Annotated in this window: 15 protein-coding genes; 9 read left to right on the top strand and 6 right to left on the bottom strand. The window is 53.7% G+C overall.

The window, feature by feature from the left end; genetic code table 11:
* Positions 1-2: 2 nt before the first annotated feature.
* Positions 3-1,781 (top strand): hypothetical protein, encoded by a 1,779-nt coding sequence (locus D5085_16375; protein QEP44570.1) that lies wholly within the window; start codon positions 3-5, stop codon positions 1,779-1,781.
* A gap of 40 nt (positions 1,782-1,821) precedes the next feature.
* Positions 1,822-4,482, top strand: coding sequence for a response regulator (locus D5085_16370; protein QEP44569.1), 2,661 nt, complete (start codon positions 1,822-1,824; stop codon positions 4,480-4,482).
* A gap of 4 nt (positions 4,483-4,486) precedes the next feature.
* Here the strand turns inward: D5085_16370 and D5085_16365 are convergent, their stop codons facing one another.
* Positions 4,487-5,239 (bottom strand): hypothetical protein, encoded by a 753-nt coding sequence (locus D5085_16365; GenBank protein ID QEP44568.1) that lies wholly within the window; start codon positions 5,237-5,239, stop codon positions 4,487-4,489.
* 6 nt (positions 5,240-5,245) lie between these two features.
* On the bottom strand, positions 5,246-6,835 hold the full coding sequence (locus D5085_16360) for a response regulator (protein QEP44567.1): 1,590 nt from the start codon (positions 6,833-6,835) through the stop codon (positions 5,246-5,248).
* A gap of 306 nt (positions 6,836-7,141) precedes the next feature.
* Here D5085_16360 and D5085_16355 point away from each other — a divergent pair, with 306 nt between their 5' ends.
* From D5085_16355 to D5085_16340, 4 genes are all read left to right on the top strand, one after another.
* Positions 7,142-8,029 (top strand): phosphate/phosphite/phosphonate ABC transporter substrate-binding protein, encoded by an 888-nt coding sequence (locus tag D5085_16355; protein QEP44566.1) that lies wholly within the window; start codon positions 7,142-7,144, stop codon positions 8,027-8,029.
* Positions 8,030-8,036: 7 nt separating this feature from the next.
* Complete coding sequence (locus D5085_16350) at positions 8,037-11,192, top strand: EAL domain-containing protein (protein QEP44565.1); 3,156 nt, start codon at positions 8,037-8,039, stop codon at positions 11,190-11,192.
* Between the two features lie 116 nt (positions 11,193-11,308).
* Positions 11,309-12,769, top strand: a complete 1,461-nt coding sequence (locus tag D5085_16345) for a circularly permuted type 2 ATP-grasp protein (GenBank protein ID QEP44564.1) — start codon at positions 11,309-11,311, stop codon at positions 12,767-12,769.
* 2 nt (positions 12,770-12,771) lie between these two features.
* Complete coding sequence (locus tag D5085_16340; GenBank protein ID QEP45199.1) at positions 12,772-13,701, top strand: alpha-E domain-containing protein; 930 nt, start codon at positions 12,772-12,774, stop codon at positions 13,699-13,701.
* Between the two features lie 8 nt (positions 13,702-13,709).
* Here D5085_16340 and D5085_16335 read toward each other — a convergent pair whose 3' ends face one another.
* The 4 genes from D5085_16335 to D5085_16320 form a co-directional block, all read right to left on the bottom strand.
* Positions 13,710-14,069 carry a PilZ domain-containing protein gene (locus D5085_16335; protein ID QEP44563.1) on the bottom strand — a complete coding sequence of 120 codons (360 nt, stop codon included), beginning with the start codon at positions 14,067-14,069 and terminating at the stop codon, positions 13,710-13,712.
* Positions 14,069-14,704 (bottom strand): FHA domain-containing protein, encoded by a 636-nt coding sequence (locus D5085_16330; protein ID QEP44562.1) that lies wholly within the window; start codon positions 14,702-14,704, stop codon positions 14,069-14,071. Before D5085_16330 ends, D5085_16335 begins: the two co-directional genes overlap by 1 nt.
* Before the next feature lie 18 nt (positions 14,705-14,722).
* Entirely contained in the window at positions 14,723-15,961 is a 1,239-nt protein-coding gene (locus tag D5085_16325) for an HlyC/CorC family transporter (protein ID QEP45198.1), read from the bottom strand.
* Between the two features lie 72 nt (positions 15,962-16,033).
* Positions 16,034-16,873, bottom strand: a complete 840-nt coding sequence (locus D5085_16320; protein ID QEP44561.1) for a cytochrome C biogenesis protein — start codon at positions 16,871-16,873, stop codon at positions 16,034-16,036.
* 194 nt (positions 16,874-17,067) lie between these two features.
* Between D5085_16320 and D5085_16315 the strand changes: the two genes are divergently transcribed.
* Genes D5085_16315 through D5085_16305 form a run of 3 tightly spaced genes read left to right on the top strand, consistent with a single transcriptional unit; the run spans position 17,068 to position 20,034 of the window.
* Positions 17,068-17,916, top strand: coding sequence for a flagellin (locus tag D5085_16315; protein ID QEP44560.1), 849 nt, complete (start codon positions 17,068-17,070; stop codon positions 17,914-17,916).
* A 41-nt stretch (positions 17,917-17,957) separates the two neighbouring features.
* On the top strand, positions 17,958-19,451 hold the full coding sequence (locus D5085_16310; protein ID QEP44559.1) for a hypothetical protein: 1,494 nt from the start codon (positions 17,958-17,960) through the stop codon (positions 19,449-19,451).
* A gap of 10 nt (positions 19,452-19,461) precedes the next feature.
* Positions 19,462-20,034, top strand: a complete 573-nt coding sequence (locus D5085_16305; protein ID QEP44558.1) for a hypothetical protein — start codon at positions 19,462-19,464, stop codon at positions 20,032-20,034.
* The last annotated feature ends 44 nt before the right edge of the window (positions 20,035-20,078 follow it).

Genomic DNA, 20,078 nt, shown 5'->3' with positions numbered 1-20,078 from the left:
GAATGGATAGATTGATGACCCTACTCTGTTTGATAGTGGGGCTGCTGTCGCCGCCGCTTTGGGCCGAGGCACCGTTTCGGTTAGGGATACCCAAACAGCATTCGGCACCTATCTACGACCAGATAGCCATTGAGCTGCGCAAGCGCGGCTATATTGAGGGGGAGAACCTCACCACGATTGCGTTTGATCTCAATAACACAACGGCAGAGGCGATTGAGGCGGGCGTCGATATCTTCTACTCCTCCGGTGATCGAATTACCCAACTCTACGAGATTCAGCCTCAAGTACCGATTCTCTTTTTGACTATGCAAGGCTCCTATGCCATCCCTAAGGAGATGCAGGAGAGGGTGACCGGAGTCTATCGTACCGCCCATCTAAAGAAGGCTTTTGACGATATGAGCCGTATTGTGGAGGGGGTCACCCGCGCGGTGCTTATCTATAACGACTCGTCAGGACTAACTCAACACACCCAGCAATATCTACAGGCGGCAGAGGAGATTAAGCTAAATATGGCGGTTGAGACCTATCGCGATGCGGCCGATTTAGAGCGGCTGATGGCGCAGATTGCAACCCATTACGAGGTGGTGTTTCTCTTTCCCCCCTCAGTACCGACGCCGCTAATCCCGCTGCTTGTCGAGCTACAGCACCGCTATCGGATACCGGTGATAACCCAAGTTGCCACACATGTCGAGATGGGGCTGGTGGCCGGTTATACCACCAACTATCAACAGATCGCAGTACAACTGGTTGACTACATGGAGAGTATGCTTAACGGTAGAGCGGCCAAAGATCTACCACTGAGCTACTTTTCGGCCGACAATTGGGTCAATTTGAGGGCGGCTGATGCGCTACAGATCAAATTAAATCCCGAGTTTGTAGAGAGTTCGCACATTATCGGGATCGCTAGCCAGCCGCTTGAGACTGCGCTGGCGGCGGAGGCGGCGGCTCCCCTTATTGAGGGGCACTATCGGGTGGCGCTTGCGAACCGCTCTCCTCAATGGTTGGTTGACGCCTATCTGCAACAGATGGCACAGAGCGGTTATCGTATCAAAGAGAATCTCACCCTCGACTACTTTGATGAGATAGAGACGGTAACGGCCGATTTAATTCTGTTGACTGGGAATGTCCTTGAGGGGATGTTGCCCGATTTGGGGTCACAACCCGCGGTGGGGGTCACTCTGTACTCTCCAGCTACAAAGGGTGAGGAGGATGAAAAGGCGATTGTCTATCTCTATCGTTCATCGTTTAAGGCGCTAGCTGAGTTTATCCATAGCGTCAAACCGGAGACTAAACGGGTGGTGGGGATTATTCACGCAGATGAGGCGTTAGCCTCCCGTCTTGACTGTATCGAGTCTCGGCAGCTATTTCAGGCGCAGCAGATGGCGCTAGAGATTGTCCACTATCAGCACGATATCGACCCCCTACTAGAGCAGCTAACCCAGCGGGTCGATCTGCTACTGCTCTTTCCCTCCTCCCTGCCACGGGCCGATATTCAGAAGCTAGTGGCGTGGCAGTGGCAGCACCGTACTCCCGTCGTGGCCCAAACTCGGCACGATGTTGAGCAGGGGCTACTCTATGGCGTGGTTCCAGATTTGCAACGAATGATGGATATCCTAGTCGAGATGAGTAACGCCATACTGCTCAAGAAGATACCGCCTCAGCAGCTCAATAATCGCTATCTCAAAGCTGACTATCTGATTAATTTAGAGAGCGCCCAACGGATGGGAGTTAAGTTGCCCGATACGGTGAGCGAAAAACTACACATCATTATCAACCAATAACTTTGAGAGTGGTGCTGTGTTCAATGGGAGCAGGGGAAGGGTGAGTCGCGGCTTAAGACTTAGTCACCAAATTCTGCTGTGTATTGTACTGCCGCTATTTCTCGTGTTTTTGATGCTACTCGGTTTTTTGCGACAGAGTTATCAACAAGAGAGTTTTAGGGAGCTGACCAATAGTGTTGAGGTGCAAAATCGCCTTCACCGAGACGAGTTACTAACCGAATTGAAGCGATTTGAACAGTCGCTCAAGCTGTTAACGACCTTTACCCGTCTAAATGAGGCAGACCACCTTGCCAATCGCGCCGACTTTCTCTCCTTTATTGGTGCCGATGAGGCGCTGATTCAGTTACAGGCGCTCTCCCTGCAAGGTCGGGCGTGGCTAACTGTCTCGGAGGTGCACCCCGATGCCCTATTGCGGCAACAACAGCAGCTCTCCTATTTTAATGATCCCCGTTTTCGCCATCCGCTGCTAAATGGGGGGATCTACTTTAGCTTGCCCTATTTTGATCACTCTACCGAACAGCTAGTTATCGATCTATCGCTCCCCTACCGCGCTGATCGAGTGGGGTCGTATCAGGGGGTGCTACTAGCAACCTTTCTATTGCAGCAAGTCCAGAGCAAGATGATCATCAGCTCGCCAGTTGAGACGACTATTCTGTTGGCATTTGAGACCCAACATGTTGAGCTAAGCCAGCAGACGCTGACAACACAGCTACTGCAGCAGCCGCAGTGGCGCAGCGCGACACAGCTAACACTTGATGGGCAACGGTTCTGGAACTTTGTTGAGCCGGTACACTATAAAACCTTTGATGCCCAGCTCTATAAAATGGTGCCACAACGCTACTTTGATCAGGAGTTAACCAAGTTAAGTCAAGAGTTGCAGCTACTAGTGCTACTGACGCTGATACTGTTACTAGCTATCACCGTTATCTTTACCCGCTACTTAACCCGCAGATTAGAGCGAACCACGACGCTCATCCTTTCAAAAACCAAACGGGTTGTCTCCTATGGAGGGGGCGATGAGCTAGCTGCTCTGGAGCAGGCCTTTTTAGCCTACGAAGAGGAGATATTGGACAAACAGCAGCAGATTTCGGCACTTAATCACGACTTAGGGGAGCTACTGCAGCAAAAAATGGTTGCAATAGAGCAGGCCAAAAGCGCGAGTCGGGCCAAAAGCCTCTTTTTAGCCAATATGAGCCATGAAATTCGCACCCCGATGAATGCGATTATTGGCATGGCCGATCTGGCCTGCAAAAGTCGCGATAGGGTCAAACAGCAGAGCTATATGGCCAAAGTCCACCGCGCCGGCATTAACCTGTTGGGCATTTTGAACGATATTCTCGACTTCTCTAAAACCGAAGCGGGTAAGTTACAGCTAGAGCAGATACCCTTTAGGCTAGAAGATCTGCTGGAGGATTTTAAGGAGATTATCGGCTTTAGGGCTGAGGAGGCGGGGGTGATCCTCACGGTGACTCTAGCCGAGGAGGTGCCGGTAGGTTTGGTGGGAGACTCGCTGCGGCTGTTGCAGATTCTCAATAACTTAGGAGGCAATGGGGTTAAATTTTGCCCTCGCGGCGGCGTGGTCGAAGTGGAGGTGGCGTTAGATGGGGAGGCGAGTGAGACGCAGGTGAGGCTGCGTTTTAGTGTCACCGATAGCGGTATCGGTATAAGTGCGGAGCAGTTGAGCGAGCTATTTCAGCCGTTTCAACAGGCCGATAACAGTACCACCCGCCGCTATGGGGGTACAGGGCTTGGGCTGGCGATCTGTAAACGGCTAACTGAGTTGATGGGAGGCGAGATCGGGGTAGAGAGTGAGCTAGGGGTGGGCTCTAAGTTCCACTTTACCGTGGTGTTACAGCGGCAGATGGGGGAGCTCTCGCCCCGACGATCGCAGTTAGCCTTAGGGGAGGAGGCCCTGTTTCGTAACCTACAAGGGGCGAAGGCGCTGTTAGTGGAGGATAATGAGCTCAATCGGGAGCTAGCGACCGATATTTTGGTTGAGGTGGGGGTCGATGTCGTGATCGCCGAACAGGGTGCCGTGGCGCTGCAGCAGCTACAACAGCACTCTTTTGATATTGTGTTAATGGATTGTCAGATGCCGGTAATGGATGGCTACAGTGCCACAGAGGAGATTCGACGCCATCCTAGATGGGACAACCTACCGGTGATCGCGATGACGGCAAACGCGATGCGAAGTGACTATGAGCGAGCTATGGCGGTTGGTATGAACGACTATTTAACCAAGCCGATAGCACCGGTAGAGCTCTATAGCATGCTGGCCAAATGGCTGCCCGACTTAGCGAGTCGGGGGCTAGCGCCTGCTGTTGTGGAGTCTGTTCTGGATGCTGAACCGCTGCCTAACGCAGTCACCGGGCTCGATATTGAGGCGGGGTTGCGCTATTTAGGCGGTAAACAGCAGCGCTATCTTAAACTGCTAGCGAAGTTTAAACCGAGAGCAGAGGAGCTGCGGCTAAGCTGTTTGAGTGACTATCAGCGAGGGGAGCTGCAGGGGGCGGTACGCGCTGCCCATACTCTGAAAGGGCTAGCGGCGACACTAGGCGCGGTTAAGCTCTCCCTAGCAGCAGAGCAGTTAGAGCAGGCGCTGCGCCGGCAGGCGTGGGCCGAGATCGAACCTATGCAGCAGCAGCTACAGCAGGCGCTAGCGGAGGCGCTGGTGGGGGTTGAGCAGCTATTGTCACGATAAAGAGCTACTCAGGAACCACCGGAAAGCGGCTGACTATCTCATCGGCTTCATCGGCTTTAACGCTCATGCCCATGGTGAGATAGGTGTGGTGTAATTTTTTCCAAGCGCGGTAGTTATTGGGGTTAAAGGCGATTGCAAAAGTGAGAAAACCAACCATCTGCTGCATACTCTCCTCTGCCTGATGTTGATAGTGCTCTGAGTAGTTTTGGCGCTCAGTGATGGAGAGCTGCTGCTCGTCGATTCGAGTAAAGAGCTCTGATAGCGAGAGATCGGTATCGGATTGGGATAAAAATGGCGGAGGCTGAGGGGGGGCGCGGGGGCTACTCTGCGGTTGTGCTGTCGAGTCCTCCTGCGGATCGTCTGGTAGCAGCAGCCAACTTCCAACCCCAACGGCTACAATGATAAGTGCCGCTATCAGCCACCTCATCCAGCGCCAGAGTCGATCTGGCCACGGTGAGGGGGAGGGTTCCGAGCCGTCCCCTTCGGTATCGCTGTCGATATCTAAACTATCGAAATCGTAGTGCTGCTCTACCGCTACTTTACAGCCGTGATTTTTGATCTTGCGACAGATCTGCCGGACTTGGGCGAGGGAGTCAAACTCAATGGGGAGGAGATAGGGTGGATGCTCTAAGCCCTCTCTTAGCTCTTTAGGGGGTAACTGTAGCTCGCTTTCGAGCTGAATAGTGAGAATGTCGAGGTGGTACGGGTTAACTTTAGTCACCTGCACCGAATAGTAGTTGGAGGGGGTGGGGCTCATGTCGGGTTAATCGCGGCAGATCGTGGGGTTATTTAGCAGTGTTAGCCGTAGCTGTGTCGTCTCACCCTGCTGCTCTAGGATTAGATCGCCACCGTGTAGTCTGGCCATCTGTTGGGCGGAGTAGGCTTTTCCCGGCAGGCCATCCTTTTCGTGGGTAAATTTCTGGAAAAACTCCTCCACTAGGGTGCGGTGGAGCAGGATTGGCACTGTCACCGTAAACTGCTGCCCTTTTTTTAGCCCCTGTAGCTGCATCGTTATCGTCGCTGGATTGGGCGCGATGGTCAGGGCGCTAAGGAGTATATTTTCGATGATGGATTGGCACAGTAGCTGCTCTGCCCGAATGATCCCCTCTCCTTGGCAGCTCAGTTGGGGTTTGAGGGGGGACGATTTGGCTAGTTCGCTACTTACCGTCTCGATGACTTCACGCAAGTTGACTAAGTTGCAGTCGGGTTGGTAGCTGTTATTTTCGATTTGGGTCAGGACTAGGGTGCGGTTGACTTGACGCATTAGCTGTTTAGCGTCTTGGCCGATTTGCTCTAGCTCCCGTCGCGCCTCCTCATCGATACCGCGACTTTTGCTAAGACGGAGGGTGCGGGTTAGTAGATCGGCGATCGGTTTTTTCATGTTGATGTGGTGTAGCTGCTCCATTTCGAGCTGTAGCCGCGCGGTCTCTGCTAGGGTATCGACCTCGTTTTTCATGCTATCCATACTCTGTTTGAGGTGGATATGGGCCTTGACCCGAGCGAGTAGAATCGATGGCTCAATCGGCTTAGTTATGTAGTCAACCGCGCCGGCGGCAAAACCTTTTTGTAGATCAATGACATCAGAGAGTGCGCTCACAAAAATCACCGGAATGTGTTCAAACTCTGGTCTTCTCTTTAGGGCGCGGCAGGCATCGATACCATTGATTTTCGGCATCATGATATCGAGTAGGATGAGCTCAATATCGGGATTTTTTTGTACTGTTTGCAGAAATTTCTCGCCATCGGTGGCGGCGACAACTCGGTAGTCAGCCTGTAGAATATCGCCGATAAGCATAATATTGTCGGGCTGATCATCGACTACCAAAATTTTGCTCCGCTTCTCTTGGGGGGAGCGGGGGGAGGGGGCGGTGTTTGTGTCAGCTTTTGCTTGTGGGGAGCGGGTCGAAAGGGGGCGCTTTTCGGGGCTATAGATGAGTTGGTGTAGCTTCTCTTGCAGGGTTTTGCCATTAAAGGGTTTGAGCATAACCCCGCTGACCCCCGCCTGTATGGCGCGAATAATATCACTTTTGACTTTGGTGGCGGCCATGAGTAGAAAGGGAATCGAGCGGTATCGCTCACCGCCACGCAGCTCTTTGAGGAGCTCTAGGCCGGTGGTATTGCCCAGATCCCAGTCGCAGACGATGGCACTAAGTTCGAACTCCTGACGGTTAATCACTTTTTTAGCCTCATCGTAGCTCTGAGCTTGGGAGATATCACGAATACCCATCTTATAGAGCTGGTTTTTAATGCTGATTCGAGTCGTCTGGTGGGTCTCTATCAGCAAGATATGTAACTGATTTAGTTCGATATTGTGAGAGGTGCTCGGGGTCTCATTCAGCGGAGAATCACTCATGTCGTTTTCGTATAGTTAAAGTGTTATAACATTGAAATTGTGTCAACCTTTAGGGGTAGCCAATGGTAACTAATCGGGCTTTCACTGTCAAAAGAGCTTTTCGACGCTGGAGGGAGGGTTAGCCCTCTTGACTTATCTGGGGTTAAAAATAATTTTTATTTACGGATAAAATTGATAGCTGGGGCTGTAGTCATTATCGCGTCGGTGTGGCAATATTGGAGGATTGAAAAAAAGTTTGTCCCCGCATTACCGCAGGGGGCTGTGCTTATCGTTTGGCCATCTGAGCACAAAGGGGGGCACGAGTGAATGGCATTACGAAGGAGGGGGGAGATGGAGCCGTATCTGCGCCGCAGCCTAGCGCTGCTTTGGCTGTTGTTGGGTTTGGGGTGGGGGTCGTCGGCATGGGCCGCGACAGAGCCGCCGGGTGAGTCGTTGGTCTTTGGGATCTACCCCTATCTCTCACCGAGTGAGATTGTGACCTACTTCTCGCCACTGGCCGACTACCTACAGCAGCAGTTAGGTCGAGAAGTGGAGTTGCGTTCTGCCCCCGACTTTAACGCTTTTATCGATAGGACACGAGGGGGCGACTATGATCTGATCTTTACCGCCCCCCACCTAGGGCGGCTGGCGCAGAAGCAGAGCGCCTTTCAGCCGCTAGCGCAGAGCGGATGGAGGATTGAGGTGCTGGTCGTGACTCGTAAAGAGGGGGCGCTGCAGCAGCTAGATGATCTGAAACACCACTCACTGGCTATTGGCGCGAAGCTCTCTATGACCTATCAGCTAGTTAACCACGCCTTGGCGCTGCGTGGTTTGCAACTGGAGCGGGAGGTGGAGTTTATTCAGACCGCCAGCTTCTCTAATGTCATTGAGGCGGTCGTGCGCGGCGAGGCCGATGCGGGGGCGACCGGTACTATCTTATGGCAACGAGCCCCAGAGGCTCAGAGGGCGGCGCTCAAGGAGATCTATCGCTCCGAGTCGGTGCCCGGATTTCTACTCCTCTCCCATCCCCGTCTAGGGGAGGCTCGTTATCGGCAGCTACGGCAGGCGCTGCTCTCTTTTGCCACGAGTGCCGCGGGGCAGCGCTATTTTAGTACGACGGGGCAGATCGATTTTCGCCCGTTAGACGAGGAGACGATGCGCTCACTCGACCCATTTACCGGCGTACTTCGCCTGTTTAAAGCGTTACCGCACTGACGCGATCATGGCAGAGGTTAACCATGATGAGAAGCTGCCGTGGCAGCGATCTATTCGCCTTAAACTGGTCGTTACCGCGCTTATCATTGAGGCGATAATGTTGTCGCTGCTGCTAGCGAACAGTTATCGGCTAGTTAGCGAGGCGCTCGACTCGCAGACGCGGATGCGCTTAGAGTCGCTGACGCCGCTGTTGAACGCTTCGCTAGCGGGGCTGGTGTTTCAGCGCGATCATAGCGAGATTGAGGCGATTTTATCGCAGCTCTCAGGGGGCGAGAGGAGTGAGTTTCGCTATCTCACTCTCTACGATATGCGCGGTCGGCTGCTAGCTCATAGCGGTAGCATCGCGCGGCATGAGGTGGGGGATATTGATAGCTCCGTGGCCGAGGCGCTAGACGATCTAACCTATGATACCGTCACGCCCCTGACCCTTTCGGGAGATACCGAAGTAGGTCGGGTGGCTTTCGGGCTCTCGCTACAGGCGCTGTTGACGCTGCGGGGGCGGGTCTTAACACAGAGTCTGATAATTGCAGCGCTGGAAATATTTCTCTCGCTACTGCTGCTGACCTCAGCGGGCTATCTACTCACGCGCCACCTTGCTCAGCTACTTGCGGCAACTCGCCGCGTTAGTGCTGGGAACTATAGTCAGCCAATTGAGGTGCCGACACAGGATGAGATCGGTATCTTGGCCGATAATTTTAACGCGATGACCAGCATGGTGCGCGAGCGGGTTGAGGCGCTAGCCGAGAGTGAGAACCGCTTTCGCGCCATTTTTGATGCCGCAGGCGATGCTATCTTTATCCTTGATGCCGATACCGGGGCGGTGCTGGATGTCAATCGTCGTATGTGTGAAATGTATGGCTGTAGTCGGCAGCAGGCGTTAACTCTCACTCTAGCGGAGATGAGCAGCAACCATCCGCCCTACTCACTTAAAGAGGCGCTAGCGCATATCGCTCGCGTGCGAACTGACGGGCCGCAGAGCTTCGATTGGCAGGCGCGGCGGCTAGAGGGCACCCTATTTTGGGTTGAGGTCAATCTAAGACAGATGGTGCTCAATCGAGGAGAGCAGATCGTGGCGCTGGTGCGTGATATTACTGAACGCAAGCAGATAGAGGAGCAGCTACGGCAGTCGGCGAGTGTGTTTGAACATGCGAGCGAAGGAATTTCGATTACCGATGCGAGGGGGACTATTATCGATGTCAACCGCGCCTTTAGCCGTATTACCGGCTATTCGCGCCAAGAGGTGCTCGGTCAAACTCACCACATTCTTGCCTCCGGTCGCCATAGCCATCGCTTCTATCAGGCGATGTGGTGCTCTTTAATAGAGCAGGGGCGGTGGAGTGGCGAGATATGGAATCGGCGTAAGAGCGGTGATGTCTATCCAGAGCTGCTGACGATTAGTGCCATCTATGATGACCATGGTCAGATTAGTCGTTATGTGGCGCTCTTTTCCGATATCTCCTTACTAAAGCAGCATCAGCAGCAGCTAGAGCATATCGCCCACTACGATGCGTTAACCCACCTGCCGAACCGAGTCCTCCTCAACGATCGCATGGCACAGGCGCTTGCGCACTCACAGCGCCATCAGAGTCGGTTAGCGGTGGTCTATCTTGATCTGGATGGTTTTAAGCAGATTAACGATAACTACGGCCACGCTATCGGCGATAGGGTGTTAGTCGAGCTATCACAGCGGATGAAATCGGCGTTACGAGAGGGGGACACACTCGCCCGTATCGGTGGCGATGAGTTTATTGCGGTGCTGCTGGAGGTCGAGCCATGTGATGACTGTCTGCCGCTATTGCAGCGTGTGCTGCACGCTGCAGCTAAGCCTATGCAGATTGAGGGGAGTCGGCTACAGATATCGGCCAGCCTAGGGGTGACCTACTATCCGCAGAACGAAGAGGTCGATGCGGATCTCTTGTTGCGACAGGCCGATCAGGCGATGTATATCGCCAAACAGCAGGGCAAAAATCGCTACCATCTCTTTGATGCCGAGCACGACCGCCAAATGCGAGGACGGCATGAGTCGATAGAGAGGATTCGCCAAGGGCTAGAGCGGCAGGAGTTTGTGCTCTTCTATCAGCCGAAGGTGAATATGCACAGCGGGGAAGTGATCGGTTTTGAGGCGCTCATTCGGTGGCAGAACCCGCAGCGGGGATTACTGCCACCGGCCGCCTTCTTACCACAGATAGAGAACCATTCGTTAATTATTGAGGTCGGTGAGTGGGTGGTGGAGAGTGCGCTATCGCAGATGGAGCAGTGGCAGAGGCAGGGGATCAAGCTACCGGTTAGTGTCAATATTGCCGGACGCCACTTTCTGGAACGCGACTTTGTCGATAAGCTCGAATTAGCACTTACACGCCATCCAGATGTCGCCATCCAGCTAGAGCTAGAGGTGTTGGAGTCGAGTGCGTTGGAGGATATCTCGCTCGTTTCAGCGACGATTGACGCCTGCCAGGCGCTTGGGGTCACCTTTGCGCTGGACGATTTTGGAACCGGATACGCCTCGTTAACCTATTTGAAGCGGCTACCGGCGCAGCTCCTTAAAATCGATCAGAGCTTTGTGCGCGATATGTTGGAGAGTGTCGATGACTTGGCGATTTTGGAGGGGATTGTTGGCCTAGCCGAGTCGTTTCAGCGCCAGCTAATTGCTGAAGGGGTGGAGACTCGTGCCCATGGCGAGATGTTGCTAAGGCTAGGCTGTCTATTAGGGCAGGGGTATGCGATCTCTCGACCGATGCCAGCTGCAGCAGTAGCGCAGTGGCTAGCGCAGTGGCAGCACGATGCCGCTTGTGCTCAGATAAGACGGGTAGAGCGTCACGAACTACCTCTGCTGTTTGCGATGGTAGAGCATCGCGCTTGGATAAGCGCCCTAGAGCGCCATCTGCTAGAGCAGCAGCCGTCCCCCCCAGCTCTGGAGCCGCACCAGTGCCGTTTTGGTAAATGGGTGGCCGCACAGGGGCTAGCACCCTACACCGATACCGATGCTGCAACGACTGCCCATATCATAAAACTGCATACCGCTATCCACCAGCGGGCGATAGCGCTATTGCAACAGGTGTCGCATCAAAAAGGAGAGGGAGAGGTCGAACAGGTGCAGCAGCTACAACAGCTACAACAGCAGCGAGATCAACTCTTAGCAGCGCTGGAGAAGTTACTGCGATAGCCTCCAAAGTCGTTATCGATAATGACAAAAGCATAAATCGGGGTTATGATTTGAAACTCCCACGACATGTTTGATATTGGCAGCCGTTTAAGAGCGGTTAAAGGAGTTTTACCCCCATGAACGAGCGATGGCACCACTACCGTAGTAACGGCTGTTTTGATGAGTTAATTGATACTCAGGGGCGGTTTCGTTCTGCGGCTAGGCAGGTAGGAGAGTACTTTAACCGTCTGACCGATATCGAGCTGAGTGAGCGAATTAATGCCGCTAACTTAGCGATTCAGGTGATGGGGATCTCCTTTACCCTCTACTCAGAAGATGAGGGGCGCAGTATTGACCGTGCCTGGCCGTTCGATGTCATTCCACGCATTATTGCCGCCTCTGAGTGGCGTCAGATTGAGGCGGGATTGCGGCAGCGGGTTAGGGCGCTGAACCACTTTATCGACGATCTCTACCACCAGCAGCAGATTGTGAATGAGGGAATTGTCCCGCGCCATATTCTCGATAGCTCTAGTAACTTTCGCCCTGAGTGTGTCGGCGTCTCCCCCCCGGGCCATATTTGGGCCCATATCTGTGGCAGCGATCTGGTACGAGACGATCAGGGCAAGGTCTATGTGCTGGAGGATAATCTGCGTGTCCCCTCCGGCGTCTCCTATATGCTCGAAAATCGCCACCTTATGAAGCGCACCTTCCCAGAGCTGTTTGAGCAGCATACCATTTTGCCAGTCGATGACTACCCCTCACAGCTCTATGATATGCTCTGTTCGATGGCACCGGAGGGGCAGGAGAGACCCGAAATTGTGGTGCTCACCCCCGGCATCTACAACTCGGCCTATTTCGAACACGCCTATTTGGCCCAACAGATGGGGACAGAGCTAGTAGAGGGGCGCGATTTAGTGGTCGGTGACGATGACTGCGTCTATATGCGCACCATTAGCGGCCATGCGCGGGTCGATGTGATCTATCGCCGCATCGATGATCTCTTTCTCGACCCGGAGCTGTTTCACCCCGACTCGGTGCTCGGGGTGCCGGGGCTGATGCGGGCTTGGAAGGCGGGTCGGGTGACGCTAGTGAACGCCCCTGGGGCGGGAGTGGCCGATGATAAGGTCGTCTATGCCTATGTTCCCGACATGGTGCGCTACTATCTGAACGAAGAGCCGCTAATCGATAATGTACCGACCTACCTCTGTGACGATGTTGAACAGCGCGACTATGTGCTGCACCACTTAGAGCAGTTAGTGGTAAAACCGGCTAACGAGTCGGGTGGCTATGGCATGCTCATCGGACCCCATGCCGAGCAGGCGGAGAGAGAGCAGTTTCGGCAGCTAATCAATAAAAACCCGCGCAACTATATCGCCCAACCGATGCTCTGTCTCTCGACCACCCCGACGGTGATTGAGAACCGTTTTGAGGCGCGACACATCGATCTGCGCCCCTTTATTTTGAGCGGTATGGAGGGGAGTGTGGCCATTACCACCGGGGGCTTAACCCGAGTAGCGATGCGTCGCGGCTCAACGGTAGTGAACTCCTCGCAGGGGGGGGGAAGCAAGGATACTTGGATTGTGGAGGAGAGTGAGTGATGATGCTGTCTCGTGTTGCAGAGAACCTCTACTGGATGGCGCGTTATCTGGAGCGGGTCGAAAATGGGGCTAGACTGATCTTGGTCAATAGCAATCTACTCATGGATCTGCCACTGAAGCTGCGCCCGGGGTGGAAGCCGATGATCACCATCGGCAGTGCAGATGAGCTCTACTGCCAGCGCTATGAGCAGTACGATGAGCGTTCGGTGATCACCTTCTTACTTAACGATCCCGAGAATCCCGGCTCCATGCTATCGTCACTAGAGGCGGCGCGAGAGGATATTCGTACCGTGCGCGACTATCTGCCTAAGGAGGCGTGGGAGCAGATTAACGAACTACGGATCTATGCTCGCGATAGCGCCTATCGCGGTATTGAGCGTCGCTATCGTCACGACTACTTAAATCAGATTATCAGTCGGGTGCAGCAGATTACCGGACTGCTAGCCGGTACGATGATTCACGATGAGGGGTATGAGTTTTTAAAGATGGGGCGCAATTTAGAGCGCACCGATATGACACTACGAATTATCGATGTTCGCTCGGTAACGACACTCCCTGAGACCGGGCAGGAGGAGCTAGCGACTTTTGAGAATATTCAGTGGATGACGCTGTTAAAGTCGCTCTCTGCCTATCAGGCCTATCGGCGGGCGATGCAGTCACGGGTGCGGCGCTTTGATGTGCTAAAGTTTCTGTTTAAAGAGCGGCTCTTTCCGCGAGCGCTCTACCATACCGTCTCTGAGGTCAACGGCTGTCTGCAGCGGCTGCCGAAGCGGGATAGGCCACTGTTACGAGTGGCACAGATGCTGGAGATGATTCAGATCTCCCACCCCGATCTGATGGATCAGGCGCAGCTACACCAGTTTATTGATGAGTTAGAGCTGGCGCTAATTAAGATCAATCAGGCCATTAGCGAGACCTATTTTTTGAAGTAGCTGGCTGACTAGGCAATCAGCTCTTTTAACTCCCGCTCTAGTAGCTCGGTGCTACCTAAATTGAGCTCAACGATCCGTTTTAGGTGGGTAATGCTGTCGAGATCGATATTCTCGCAGCAGATACCCACGGTGGGGGCATGAATGTGGGCGAGGTGGCCTGCCATCTCGATCACAATATCGCTATCGGCGAGCTGTAGCTGTAGGGTGCAGCCCATCTGTGGCTTAAGAGCGGCAGCCTCATCGGTTAGCTCTAGCAGCGCCCCTTTTAACGAAATATCGATAATGTGGCAGCGGTAGTGGTGGGTGGCAACGCTCAGCACGGCGTCGGCATCGACCTTAATGCGGCTAAAATTGCGTTTTTCGATCATTAACTTCCTAGAGTAAAGAGCAGTTTAATGTTGCCAAGCTGTAGTTGATCGCCATTTTCGAGCTGATGGCTGTTGTCGCCAATCGCCCTCCCATTGACCTGCGGCGAACTCTTCCCTTCGAGGTGGGAGAGATAGAAGCCCGAATCGCGACGAATAATCACCGCCGCCTGGACTCCGGCCTTACCGATATTGGTCATATTGCGATTGAGGGTAATGGTCTTGCCTACATTAGCACCATTCATAATTTGTAAAAAGGCCTCCTGCGGCTTTGTGCGATGTAGCACGCCACTCTCATTATCATCGCTGTTAGCCGTCGGATCGTGCTGTGGCTCGGATAGCTCGTCGTTGAACGACTCCTCCTCCTGATAGAGGAGGGTATGCTTGCCGATACCGATCTCATCCCCCGGCTGTAGCAGAGCGCTAGTCTGCTGCTGCGTACCGTTGATCTGAAAGCCGCTACCGAGATTGACGATCGAGACGGTTTTGCCGATAAAATCGAGCCGCGCGTGCTGCTTATTGATAGCGAGACTGTCGATAACAATATCGCAGCGACTGTCTCGTCCTATCAGAGTACCATCATGAACTGGATGGGATTCCAGCTTCTTATCTTTAAAATAGAGGGTTAACTTTCTCAAGAGGACTCTCCAGACAGGTTAGTGACCTAGGGTCACAGGCGAGACAACCCGAGCTAGCCCCGGATCGATACGAACAGTCTTGACAATATTGTGACTGGTTTGAATGATCTCTATCGGGTAGCCATCGAGTAACAGGCTAGTGCCCGGTTCAGGGATCGTCTCCATATACTCCAATATCTTGCCATTTAGGGTTTTCGGGCCGCTGGTATTGAGCTCCCAGTGGAGCAGACGGTTGAGCTCCCGAATCGAAATTGTACCATCAATCAGTAGCGTGCCGTCACTCTGCTGATGCACTTCACGAATATTACTGGAGGGATCGGTGGTAAATTCGCCGACAATCTCCTCTAAAATATCATCTAGCGTGGCCAATCCCTGAATATCGCCAAACTCATCGACCACTAGCCCGATACGGTGGTGCTCACGCTGAAAATTGAGGAGCTGGCGGCTTAGCGGGGTCGATTCGGGAATATAGTAGGTGGGTCTGACGATCTGCTCCACTGCCTCTTTGCTAATCTCTTGGCGTTTACTCAGTGAGAGCACCTTACGCAGGTGGATAAAGCCGACCATATTATCGATATCACCGCGATAGACCGGCAGGCGAGTGTGTTGTGAGTTAATTAGCAGGTGGTGGATCTCTTCGAGCGAACTCTCCAGATCGATACCGACAATCTCGTTGCGGGGCACCATAATATCTTCGACAGTGACATTCTCCAGATCGAAGATATTGAGTAGCATACGGCGATGGTTGCCGGAGATAGAGCTGCCCGCCTCATGCACCACTGTGCGCAGCTCTTCGGTATTTAGACTCTGGTTTTGGCCATGCTCCACACTTAGGCCAGCTAGCTTGAGCATGGTATTGGCGATGGCATTAATGACATAGACTAACGGATAGAAGATTTTAAGGAGCGGTTTGAGTAAAAAGCTGGCCGGAAAGGCAAATCGCTCTGGATAGAGCGCAGCGACTGTCTTGGGGGCGACCTCAGCAAAGAGTAGAATAACCACCGTCAGTACCAGAGTCGCGACGGCGACACCGCTCTCACCTAATAGCCGTATAGCGACAATGGTAGCGATAGCGGAGGCGAGGATATTCACAAAGTTATTGCCGAGCAGAATAATACCGATAAGGCGGTCGGGGCGCTGCAATAGATCGTAGGCGCGGGTGGCACCGGGGTGATTTTTATTGCGCAGATGTTTAAGTCGATAACGGTTGAGACTGAAGATGCTAGTTTCGGAGCCGGAGAAGAAGGCTGAGACCATAATTAGCACGACCAGAACCGAGAGTAGGGTACTGATGGAGACTTCATTTAACAAGAGTTGGGGATCCTTTATTCAGGGGCGGTTAAGCAGTAACTCTAGCACAAATTTGCTGCCAAAATAGGCGAGTAGTAGAGCGATAAAGCCTGCCAGAGTCCAACGAATGGCCGTAGCACCACGCCAGCCACGACTGAGCCGCCCCCAGAGTAGGGTGGCAAAAATGAGCCAAGCGACGATTGAGAGCACTGTTTTATGGATCAGATGCTGCTGCACCATATCTTCAAGATAGGTAGCACCACTTAAGAGCGAGGCGGTTAGCAGAATATACCCTAGTCCAATCGTGCGAAATAGGCTCGACTCCATCCGTTCAAGGGGGGGGAAGAGGGAGATAGCGCGTAAAAAGCGGCGACGGCGCAGCAACGAGTCCTGAAAGGCGAGCAGTAGTGCCTGTAGTGCCGCCAGACTAAGCAGACTATAGCTCAAAATAGAGAGAAAGATATGCAGTTTAACGCCGGCCGCTAGCGACGCTAGGTGACTCTCCTCAACCGACAAAGTAGCGGCTAACAGTAGCGAGAGCATCGCGATGGGGTAGGTAATGAGCCCGGGGGTATCGGTACGGCTACAGACGGGGGGGATGAGCGCTAAAAGGTTAATCGACCAAGCGGCGAGCGAGAGGGCGTAGAAGAGGGTTAAATTGAGCGTGGTTAAGGGCTCTATCTGCTGCCAAAGAGCGGTGGCGTGCAGCAGCAGCGCTAAGAGGAGTGTCGTTAGCGCAAAGCGGTGCGAGAGTAGTCCGCGATAGCGGCTCTGGGCGATAGCGCTAGCGGTCGATGAGTTCACTAGACGCAGGTAGAGCGATAAAGTGGCCAGTAGATAGGCCAGCACGGCAATAGCAGTGATCGCAATGGTTGGCAAATCGTAGTTCCTAAATGTCAGTAGTGCAACGGTGATAGTCTGTTAATTGCTCTATGGAGCGAGGCGGAAGTTTACCGCCAGTGCCCGTTTTTCTCAATCCATTTATTGCCGAGTTAGCCACTATCGACAAAGAGTAGTCACTCTCTAGCACTTTTTGGCGCAATAGGGTCTATAATGAGCGGTAGAGATCGTTGATGCAATCTTGTCATTACCAATTGCGAGGAGTTATCGCTATGATTAATCCAAACAGCCCACTCTCATCCACTGCACCGCTCTATCGTGCCGAAAGAGAGCAGGGGAGCGCCATGGAGCGCATCGGTTCAGGGCGCCGTATTAACCAAGCTGCCGATGATCCGGCGGCGCTCGCCATTGTTGCCCGTATGGCGGCTCAATTCGGCGGTGATACGCAGGCAACGCGCAACATTAATGATGCGATTTCGCTGACTCAGGTGGCGGAAAATAGCCTAGCGCAGGTCAATGCGTCGGTTAGCCGGATGGGCGAGCTTGCGGTGCAGGCGGCGAATGGGAGCCTGAACGATAGCGATCGAGCCAATCTACAGGCGGAGTTTCAGCAGTTGCAGCAAAATATCGGCGATATCTTCGGTCGTACCGAATTTAACGGCATCTCACTCCTTGCGAATGAGGGGACGGTCGATGTGCAGGCCGGTGCCGATAGGGGCGAATCTCTAGGAGTTAATACCATTGATGTTGCCGCTCGGGCGGAGATGGTGGCGTTAATGACAGCCGATATCAGCACCTTAACCGGAGCCTCAACGGCGATGGAGAGTCGTGACGGGGCGACCGATTTAATCTCCTCGTTTCAGGCGCAGTTCGGAGCCGATCAGAGTCGTCTCGCTTCGGCCTACCAACAGCGGGTGAGCGCCAATGAGGTTAACGCAGCGGCGAGTGGACGGCTAGCCGATGCCGACTATGGCAGCGAGACCGCCGCGCTAGTGCGGGCGGGTATTTTGCAAGATAGCGCTACCGCGATGCTAGTGCAGGGCAATGTGGCGCGGGAGAGCGCCCTATCACTGCTAAGGTAGTCGTTCTCATCACAGACTTTCTTATCCTTAAGGAGTAGTTCATGCTGCGTTTGTTGACAGTAGCCGCTATGGTCGCCACCTTATGGCCGATGGTGGGAAGAGGGGAGAGCGACTATGAGCGCTACCTTCAGGGGCAGGTGGGGGCGTTTCAGAGCTATCTGGCTGCGGTGAATCAGCAGTTTGCCGACCAACTACAGCAAGAGTGGCGGCAGTTTGAGGCCTTTAAGGCAGAGCAGCTCTACACTGTACCAAAATTGACCGAGGCACCGATCGCCGAACCCGAACCTCGTGAGCGTGAGGTGGCGGCGGCGATAGAGGCACCGACGGAGCTGCACGATATCGACCTTCGGCGGCTGTTAGGGGACTACTTTAGCGCCTTTGAGTCGGCCGAGGCGGAGCCCCTTGAGTCGCAGCGGAAGGTAGAGAGCGCTACGGCGGTCACCGCCGATGAGATGCGAGTGCGCTTTTTCGGTACCGAGATGGTACTACCAAAACGCGGCCTAGATCGCTATCAGCTAACCGGGGAGATCGATAATCGCACCCTAGGAGGCTACTGGCAACAGCTATCGGGAAGCGACTATCTTCCCATCGTGGCTAGCCTGAAACGGCAGGCTGAGGCGCTAGATTTGAACGATTGGGGCTACTATCTACTGGTACAGCAGTACACGCTAACCCTACAGGATGCCGCGCTACAGCAGCGCCTGTTGAGCTGGTTTTTGCTAAATCAGAGCGGTTATCAGGTCAAAATTGGCTATAACCGTGACACTGTCTATCTACTAGCGGTTGTCACCGATGAGGTGTACGGCATCCCCTACTTTAAGCTGGAGGGGGAGCGCTACTACAATCTAACCACGCTCGATGTGTTCGATGAGCCGGGGTCGTTGCGAATCTACAAGGGTCATTTTAGTCAGGCAGAGCGAAAGATGACCATTGCCACCATCCAACCACCACAGCTAGGAGAGACGCCCATGGCTCGACTGCTCAGTTTTCGCTATGGGGAGCGCAGTTACGAGGTTCCGGTCGCCTTTAATGCTAGCCTAGTGCAGTACTACGATACCTATCCGCAGGTAGGGCTATCGGTGCTATTTCAGGCACCGGTGGATCAGGAGGCGGAGCAGTCGATGCTAACTCGGCTACAGGAGATTATCGCCGGCCAGAGTGAAGTCGAGGCGGTTAATATTTTGTTGCGCTTTGTTCAAACTGCCTTTCGTTATATGCGCGATGAGGATCAGTTTGGTGGCGAGCGCTATCTCTTTGCGCAGCAGACACTCAGCTACCCCGCCTCCGATTGCGAAGATCGAGCGGTACTCTTTCGCCATCTAGTGACTCGGCTATTAGGGCTTGAGGTGGTCGGGATTCAATACCCCGGCCACATGGCGACGGCCGTCCACTTTACCACTTCGGTGGCAGGAGATAGCCTGCAACACCAAGGCAAGCGGTTTGTGATCTGTGATCCGACCTATATTAACGCCCGCGTAGGGGAGTCGATGCCTAACTATCGCGGCAGAGTCGAAGCGGTACTTGGTTCGGGGTGAGGAGATCTGCATGAGTCGGTTAGCTCCACTTTGGGCAGGGGTAGCGATTGCTGTGGGGGTCGTGGCGATAGTGGTGACCCAAACATTGCGCGACTCCCCGCCCGAGAGTGATGAGGAGTGGCTCGCCCCAGAGGCGAAAATTGAGCGGCCAGCTAAGGTTGAGTTTGGTCAGAGGGAGTTAACCGAACCGCGCTATGAACAGATGTGGCAGGTGCTCTTCTCTGGCTGTGGCTTTAGTTGCCATAACCCGATGGCGGGCGATTTTAGCGAATTAGGGCCAGATATGCAGACCAAAGAGCGCTTCTATGCAGCAACGGTCGCTAAAACCGTGGCAGCGGACTATCCGGCGTGGCAAGCGGTGCGTAGTGGCGACTGTCATCAGCTAGCGCTGATTCACCCAGGCAGAGCCGATCGATCTTTAGTCGTCGCTGTTATGGTCGCCGAAGTCGCTGATGCTATCGCCAGTGAGCTAGGGTGCGAGGTGAGCTACAATCTGCACGATATTAACCGCTACGCTCTGTACGATAGCGGTAAGATTGCCCTGTTAAAAGAGTGGATTAACCAGGGGGCTGCCGATAATTGAGCGGCCTACTGTGCCAATAACACATAGCCGCTAGTCTGTTATTT

The sequence above is a fragment of the Ectothiorhodospiraceae bacterium BW-2 genome (assembly GCA_008375315.1).
Lineage (GTDB): Bacteria > Pseudomonadota > Gammaproteobacteria > Thiohalomonadales > Thiohalomonadaceae > BW-2.
This window is presented reverse-complemented; position numbering and strand designations above follow the sequence as displayed.